Annotated in this window: 5 protein-coding genes; all 5 read right to left on the bottom strand. The window is 41.6% G+C overall.

The window, feature by feature from the left end:
- Positions 1 to 956: 956 nt before the first annotated feature.
- Entirely contained in the window at positions 957 to 2,210 is a 1,254-nt protein-coding gene (locus MKI79_RS09065) for an NADH:flavin oxidoreductase/NADH oxidase family protein (protein WP_241572388.1), read from the bottom strand.
- A 193-nt stretch (positions 2,211 to 2,403) separates the two neighbouring features.
- Positions 2,404 to 4,092, bottom strand: coding sequence for an ABC transporter ATP-binding protein (locus MKI79_RS09060; RefSeq protein WP_241572385.1), 1,689 nt, complete (start codon positions 4,090 to 4,092; stop codon positions 2,404 to 2,406).
- Between the two features lie 12 nt (positions 4,093 to 4,104).
- Positions 4,105 to 5,118: an ABC transporter permease gene (locus tag MKI79_RS09055; protein ID WP_241572374.1), complete on the bottom strand. Its 1,014-nt coding sequence runs from the start codon at positions 5,116 to 5,118 to the stop codon at positions 4,105 to 4,107.
- Positions 5,118 to 6,185, bottom strand: a complete 1,068-nt coding sequence (locus MKI79_RS09050; protein WP_241572371.1) for a microcin C ABC transporter permease YejB — start codon at positions 6,183 to 6,185, stop codon at positions 5,118 to 5,120. Before MKI79_RS09050 ends, MKI79_RS09055 begins: the two co-directional genes overlap by 1 nt.
- 55 nt (positions 6,186 to 6,240) lie before the next feature.
- Positions 6,241 to 8,052: an extracellular solute-binding protein gene (locus MKI79_RS09045; RefSeq protein ID WP_241572400.1), complete on the bottom strand. Its 1,812-nt coding sequence runs from the start codon at positions 8,050 to 8,052 to the stop codon at positions 6,241 to 6,243.
- Between the last annotated feature and the right edge of the window lie 181 nt (positions 8,053 to 8,233).

Below are 8,233 nucleotides of genomic sequence, written 5' to 3'. Positions count from 1 at the left end.
ATTTAACCATCAAGCTAAATAACTGTTAATCAACAAGTTTTTATCCACATCCCCGCCGGTAGGTGCGCATTCTACAGCATCCCAACTACTTTACAAGATATAAGTATGTTTTTTAAAGTTAAATGTATAACTTTTAATCAACTCTATTACTTATCCTATGAGCTTAATAGCACAAAATACGGCGAATAGTTGCTGTATTTATAGTAACAATGCTAATTAAATTAGGGCTGTAGTTGATTAGCACTAATATAATCTACATTTATAAAGATAACTCGATGTAAATTAAGTAAAACTCAAATAAAGTTACTAGAGTCTTTTTGTAGCTAAGAGTGGAAGCACTGCATCCACGGTAGGACAACAACTGATCTATTAAGTGTTCAACCTAATTCTGTTACTTTGTTTTATAGAAAAGTTCGCCAAGTAATCATGTATTACCTTGACCAATGATGCCAAAGAGTTTATTGATTGTCAGATTGCATTCTATGAATGTTATTTCAGAGGTGCCCATAAAGGAAAGCATTAGCATGGTTTGAATAGCACTGCTAAGCAAGTGAAAACCATTTTATCTTGCTTATTAAAGTGAAGTAGCAAACTGTATACAGTAATTATTTCGATACAAAGTCCATTAGGTTAATACCTGTAATTTCAAATAAAATACCACCTGACAGCATTACGTATACAGATCAATGGCACAGTTATAATGCACTTGATGTGGTAGATTTTAATCATTTTGCAGGTGGGTAAAATCACATTAATGGAATAGAAAATTACTAGAATTAGGCGAAAAGAGTGTTAATAAGATACAATAGTATCGACCGAAATGCATTCCTTTGTTTATTGAAGATGAGATGTACTGCTTCGCAAGGTTCAGATTGAATATGGTAGTCCAAAACAATAATTCAATACCTTGTTGTAATGGACTAAGATTTAACCTTATGTACCACAATCCCTTAAAATTAAGCCGATTTACGTGAGTTTAGCTTACCAGTGAGCACGGTTTTAATATTCCGACGTGAATAGTTAAATAACACTTTCAGTGGTGATAAGTTTGGATTTGGTTGTTTGCCATCTGCAATAGTTTTAAACTGCGCTGCATACCAAACGATTTCCATAATCGCCATTTTGTCCAAAGGCTTGATGCCTGTTTTAATTGGTTTCACTGCGTATTTTACATCTTCTCCACGCATCAATTGATTTGGCAAATAAGGTTCTACGCCAAATGGACGAGCAATCCCAACAAAGTCACATGCACCACTTGCCAGTGCATCATTCATGCCTTTGACAGTACGGAAGCCACCAGTCACCATCAATGGGCAACTGACATGCTCACGAATGGTTTCCGCAAATTCTAAGAAATATGCCTCACGTGCAATAGTGCTTTCTTTACGCTGTTTGGCTTTAGCACCCGCCATTGCAGGCGCTTCATAGGTACCACCTGAGATTTCAATCAAATCCATCCCTACATCAGCTACAGCCTTTGCCACAGTAATCGCATCTTCTTCGCTAAAGCCACCACGTTGGAAGTCTGCTGAGTTCATTTTTACTGCAATGATAAAGTCATCACCAGTCTGTTGACGCACTTCTTTATAAATCTCAAGCAAGAAACGCATACGGTTTTCAATACTTCCGCCCCACTGATCTTGGCGTTGATTGGTCAGTGGTGATAAGAATTGGCTAATCAAATAACCATGTGCGCCGTGCAATTGTACGCCTTCAAAACCTGCTTTCTTGGCAAGACGAGCCGATTCACCGAAACGACGGATAATATCTAAAATCTCAACTTCGCTGAGCGCACGTGGCGTACCGAATGTAGTCGATAATGCCGAACTAAATGGCACGGCAGATGGTGCAACAGTTTCTTTATTCAAACCACGCGGACACTGACGACCTGGATGCGACAGTTGGATCAGTTGCACCATACCATGACGCTTACCAACTTCTGCCCACTGCTTCATTCGGGTTAAGTCACGTTCATTCTCAAGGACAACGACACCTGGTTCATTCTTAGCACGTGCATCGACCATGACATTACCTGTGATCGCACAGCCCAAACCACCTTTGCCCCATTGATTATAAAGTGACACGAGGTCTTGATTCGGTTGCCCTGCGTCATTGGCAAGTGCTTCACTCATCGCACCTTTGATAATACGGTTTTTAAACTCGATGCCACGAATAGTTAAACGGTCTTGTAGCTGAACTTGCGTGCTCATGGGAAATCCTTTCAAAAATTTATATCGTATAGTCAAAGTACTTAGAATCTGCTACTTCGACTATAAAGTTGACAATTTAGTATGTCAAAAACTACAGATAAGCAGAAATAATGTCAATATCATTTTAAGACGTTCACTTGAACGTCAGCGTCATCGTATTGATATTGCGCACCCAATAAAGCTCTTTTATCTTTTAATTAGTCAGTAAACTCGCTTGAAGCAATGCTTTGGTATAATCGGTTTGAGGATTGGCAAACAGTTGATTTGTTTCTTGAAACTCCACCACTTTACCATGATGCAAGACTAAAATCCGCTGTGACAAAGCACGTACGACAGCTAAATCATGACTAATAAATAAATAGCTGAGATTCATTTTTTCTTGTAAATCTCGTAACAACTTCACCATCGAACGTTGTGTGGTTCGATCTAGTGCAGAAGTTGGCTCATCCAAAATAATCAATTTCGGCTCAAGGATCAGTGCACGTGCTAGAGAAACACGTTGACGTTGACCACCCGATAACGCATGCGGATAACGCTCGGCAAACTCAGTCGGCAAATCAACTTGGGTTAATACCTGCGCCACGCGCTGTTGAATCTCTGATGCCGCTAAACCTTGAATTTCTAAGCCTTCACCGATGATCTGCCCCACACTCAAGCGAGGATTCAGACTACTGAACGGATCTTGGAAGACGATTTGGAATTGATGACGATATGGACGCAGTTTCTTTTCAGAGAGTTGATCGAGTTGTAACTCATCGAGCTGAATTTGCCCTTCGCTATCAATCAAGCGAGCAATGGCGAGCGCCAATGAGGTTTTGCCTGAGCCACTTTCACCGACGATACCAATACATTCACCTTGTTTGAGTTGTAATGACAATGGCTCGACCGCCACCACATAATCTTTCACTCGATTCAGCAAACCTGCTTTGATCGGGAAACGGACTTGTACATCCTTTAGCGTGAGCACGGTATTTTCATTTTCAGTTTCTAGCGCTGTACCAAAATCATGATCTAATAGGTTTTGGGTATATTCATCTTGCGGATTGGTGAAAATCTCTGCCGTTGCACCTTGTTCTTTGATTTGTCCTTTTTGCATCACGATCACTTGATCAGAATAACGCCCGATGAGTTTTAAGTCATGACTAATCAAAATCATTGCCATCTGACGCTTTGCTTGTAAATCTTTGAGCAGTTTCAGCACTTGCTCTTGCAGGGTAACATCGAGTGCTGTGGTCGGTTCATCGGCAATGAGAATGGCTGGGTCTTGCGCCAATGCCATCGCAATCATCACACGTTGCCGTTGTCCGCCAGACAGCTCATGGGGGAAGCGACGTAGCTTTTGTTCAGGCTCTTTAATCCCGACATCGGTGAGTAATGCTAAAACTCGCTCACGCACTTCAGCTTTGGATAAACCACGCAGATGTAAAATTTCCCCGACCAATTTTTCTACACGGTGTAATGGATTCAGTGCCGTCATTGGCTCTTGGAAAATCATGGCAATATTTCGACCACGAATCTGTTGAAGCTGTTTGTCGCTCAGTTGCAGGAGATTTTTACTGTGAGAAAAATCAGTTTGATGCAAATTCAATTTGCCTGTGACTTTGAGTTGATCAGGCAATAAACCAATCATAGCAAGGCTACTGATAGATTTTCCCGAGCCACTTTCACCAACCAGTGCAATGGTTTCGCCTGCATGTAGTTGTAAGTTTAAGTCTTCAACCAAGGTCTGCGTTTGCTTGCCCTGCTTTGTTTGAATGGTCAGTTGTTGCACATCGAGTAGTAGCACACGGTTGTCGGCTTTTAGGTGATCTTTTTTAAAATCATCACTTTTTAGATCGTCTTGTTTGAAATCATCACGATTCACTTCAGTTGTATTTGTCATGCTATGAAGTCCTCAGTGCTGTCTTGGGTCGAATGCGTCACGTGTCGCTTCGCCGATATAAATCAGTAATGACAACACAATCGCTAAGGTCGCAAAGCCTGAAATAGCAAGCCACGGTGCATCTAAATAAGTCTTGCCTTGCTCAAGCAGTTGTCCTAGCGAGGCACTATCAGGTGGCAAGCCATAACCCAAGAAATCCAAAGCCGTCAGTGCCGTAATATTTGCGGTCAAAATAAACGGTAGCTGTGACATGGTCGAGCTGAGCGCATTGGGTAAAATATGCCGAAAAATAATCTTGCGATCTGACACACCGAGCGCACGCGCCGAACGCACATAGTCAAAGTTACGTGCGCGTAAAAACTCCGCACGCACTAAGCCCACCAACGCTGTCCAACCAAAAAAAAGCATAATCGCAAATAGCCAATACACACTTGGGCTAAACATACTGACCAGAATAATCACCATAAATAGCACAGGCAAACCGCCCCACACTTCAAGCACACGTTGCCCAAGCAAATCAATCCAACCACCGTAGTAACCCTGAATCGCACCTACCGCAATGCCAAGTACCGCCGATGCAGCCGTCAGACAAATCCCAAACAACAAACAAATCCGTAAACCATAAATGATCAGTGCCAATACATCACGCCCTTGCTCATCCGTACCGAGCCAATTTTGACTGGTCGGCGCAGATGGGACAGGCACGGTCAAATCCATATTTGGACTTTCTGCAGAAAATGGAATCACAGGACTCAGCGTCCAGCCATCTGCTTCAATTAAGCCACGAACGACTGGATCTTTATAATCTGCTTCGGTTTCAAAGACACCACCAAAAGTGGTTTCTGGATAGTGCTTAAACACAGGGAAATACAGGTCGCTTTTATACGACACTACGATCGGCTTATCATTGGCAATCAGCTCAGCACAAAGTGACAATCCGAAAATAATGCCAAAGGCAATCAAACAAAACATACCGAGTTTATTTTTCTTAAAGCGAGCCCAACGCTGCTGCATCAGTGGTGACATTATTTCGCTCCTCGTGTTTCAAAGTCGATTCGAGGATCAATCACTTGATACATCACATCACTAATTAAACGCAAAACTAAACCGAGTAAAGTAAACAAAAACAAAGTGCCGAAAATCACAGGATAATCCCGCTGAGTAATCGCCTCAAAACCCAATAGACCAATGCCATCAAGATTAAAAATAATCTCGATAAATAAATTGCCAACAAAGAAAATTCCGATCAATGCCTCAGGCAAACCCGCAATAACAATCAACATCGCATTTCGAAATACATGACCATACAGCACCCGATTTTCACTTAAACCTTTGGCACGAGCGGCGAGCACATATTGTCGATTCAGCTCTTCCATAAAGGAATACTTTGTTAAATAAGTTAATCCTGCAAAACCACCCAAAACCATGGTTAAAAGTGGCAATGCCATATGCCAAAAATAATCTTTAACTTTGGCAAAAAAGCCAAGTTGCGCAAAATTTTCTGAGACTAAACCTTGTAGCGGAAACCATTGCCAATAACTGCCTCCTGCGAAAAACACAAGCAGTAATACACCAAAAGCAAAGGTCGGAATCGCATAGCCTACCGCAAGTAATAGTGAGGTACTTTTATCAAAAACCATACCATGCTGTTTGGCTTTTTTAATGCCAAGTGGAATCGACACCAAATAAATCAGTAAAGTGCTCCATAGTCCAAGTGATATGGTGACAGGTAATTTTTCATAAAGGAGCTGTGTGACAGGTTTATCTTTAAAAAAACTGGTACCAAAATCAAAAGTCAAATAGCCTTTGAGCATCAACCAAAAGCGTTCATGCGCAGGTTTATCGAAACCATATTGGCGCTTGATTTCTTCGACCATTTCAGGACTTAATCCACGTGCACCTTGATAGTTGCTATCCACTGATGCCGTTTCTGCACCGCCCTGTATGCCCATGCCTTGCATGTTTTCCGCTTGTTGAATCGCTTGCTCAACTGGCCCACCTGGTGCGACTTGCACGATGGCAAAGTTGATCAACAATATCAAAAATAAGGTCGGGATAATCAGTAACAGACGCTTTAAAATATAGGTAGTCATTGCGATTCCTTTCTAAAATCCATGCTCAATTCCTTAAATTTTCAGGTCTGTGTGATTAAGATTGACGACGCAGATACTGTTGGACTTTCTCTGCTTTTTTCGCATCAATCCACCAATATTGCATGCCAACATTTAGCTTTGGTTCTCGTTTTGGTCGTTCAAACATATCCCAAACCGCATACCACTCACTGCCCTTTCCGTAGCTAAGAATATGATAATAGCCTGCACGGAGCATGCGATCTAAGACACGTGTATTAGTCACGAGTTGCTCACGATTTGGCGAGCGAATTAAACGATCTATCTGTGCATCTATCACAGGATTCTTTATCCCTGAAAAATTATAATTACCCACTTCATCGGCTGCTGTACTGCTCCAAAACCGTCCTTGCTCGTTACCCGGATTGAGTGATTGTGGCAACACATCTGTAGTCATATCAAAGTCATAATTACGCTTACGCTCGATATATTGCGGCACATCGACTTGACGCACGGTAATATCAATACCGAGTTTTTTGGCATTACGAACAAATGGCATCAAGGTGCGTTGCAAACCATCTTGATGAATGAGCAATTCAAATGCAATCGGCTTGCCTTGCTTATCCAATAACTGCCCTTTTTTATTCACTTTGTAGCCTTGATTGGCAAGCATATGCCGAGCAACCAGTAAATTAAAGCGGTTGAAACCACTGGCATCGGATACAGGATTTTTCCAATCTCGCATAATACCGTGTTTGATCAATGGGTGCATGGTTTTGAAATACGGCTGTAAAACCTTTAGCTCAGCAGGAGATGGTTTGCCTTTGGCTTCAAGCTCACTATTGGCAAAATAGCTTTGTAAACGCTGATATTGCCCATAAAACAATGCCTTATTCATCCACTCAAAATCGTAGGCATAGCTCAACGCCTGACGGAAATAAATATCATCTAAAACTTTACGTCGTGTATTCAGCACGGTACTTTGGGTTGGCACAGGATTTTGATGATGAAATTCTATTTTTTTGATGAGTCCTGCTTGCACCGCATTGAAGTCATATTCAGTGACCCAACGTCGTGCAGTATATTCAGTGTGTGCGGTATATTGCCCTGTTTTAAAACCTTCAAAACCAATATCTAATGAGCGGTAATAAACGAATTTAATCCGATCAAAATTATTCGCACCTTTATTAACCATCACGTCTTTGCCCCAATAGTTTGGGTTGCGTCTATAGCTAATGGTACGACCACCCTCCACACGGTCAATCACATATGGACCACTACCGAGCGGTGCTTGTGAAGTCACTCGGGTGAAGTCTTTGCCCTGCCAATATTTTTTGGAAAATATGCTCACCGAAGATACGATCAGTGGCATTTCTTTATTGTCATTGGTTTTAAAAATAAATTTTACATCATGTTTTGAAGTGGCTTGAATATCTTCAATTTCAGAAAAATAAATCCGAATCCCAGGCGCACCTTCGGTTAGTAATTTTTTAAAGGTAAATACCACATCTTCAGCAGTCAGTGGTGAACCATCGCTAAACTCGGCACGTGGATCAAGATGGAAAATTGCAGTTTTCGGTTGATCAGGATCATAGGTCACGCTCTTGGCAAGCAGTGGATACATCACACCCGGTTCATCCAGTGAGCTCGACATGAGGCTGTCGTATAGATATTGCAGACCATCGGCTGCTGTACCCTTACCATTGACACTATTAAAATTATCAAATGTGCCTGTTGCAGGATAGGTAATCATGCCACCCTTAGGCGCATTAGCATTAGCATAAGGTAAGACTTTGGCATTGGCATAAGCAGGTTTGGCATCTAAACTGACATAGTTCAGCGTCTGGACTGTGGCATGACTCAGGCTTGCACTTGTACCGAGAAATGCCATGCCGAGAAAAAAGCAAGATGCCTGAAAAGCTTTTAAATGAAAGCCTTTAGTCTGAGCACTTAAGCTTTTAAAGCCTTTAACCTGAAAACCCATACACACTCCCTATGACATTTCCTGTGGTTGTTTTTCTGCAATGCAAAATGGTAATTCACTTTAGATTACTTTGTCCTAAAGTCAAAAC

Origin of the sequence: Acinetobacter sedimenti, assembly GCF_022601685.1 — a bacterium.
GTDB classification, from domain to species: domain Bacteria; phylum Pseudomonadota; class Gammaproteobacteria; order Pseudomonadales; family Moraxellaceae; genus Acinetobacter; species Acinetobacter sedimenti.
The sequence above is the reverse complement of the archived record's forward strand: the minus strand, read 5'-3'. Positions and strand labels throughout refer to the sequence as shown.

Excerpts from the sequence above, each read along its gene's own strand:
- MKI79_RS09065 (WP_241572388.1), bottom strand. The coding sequence starts at position 2,210 with ATGAGCACGCAAGTTCAGCTACAAGACCGTTTAACTATTCGTGGCATC.
- MKI79_RS09060 (WP_241572385.1), bottom strand. The coding sequence starts at position 4,092 with ATGACAAATACAACTGAAGTGAATCGTGATGATTTCAAACAAGACGAT.
- MKI79_RS09055 (WP_241572374.1), bottom strand. The coding sequence starts at position 5,118 with ATGTCACCACTGATGCAGCAGCGTTGGGCTCGCTTTAAGAAAAATAAA.
- MKI79_RS09050 (WP_241572371.1), bottom strand. The coding sequence starts at position 6,185 with ATGACTACCTATATTTTAAAGCGTCTGTTACTGATTATCCCGACCTTA.
- MKI79_RS09045 (WP_241572400.1), bottom strand. The coding sequence starts at position 8,052 with ATGGCATTTCTCGGTACAAGTGCAAGCCTGAGTCATGCCACAGTCCAG.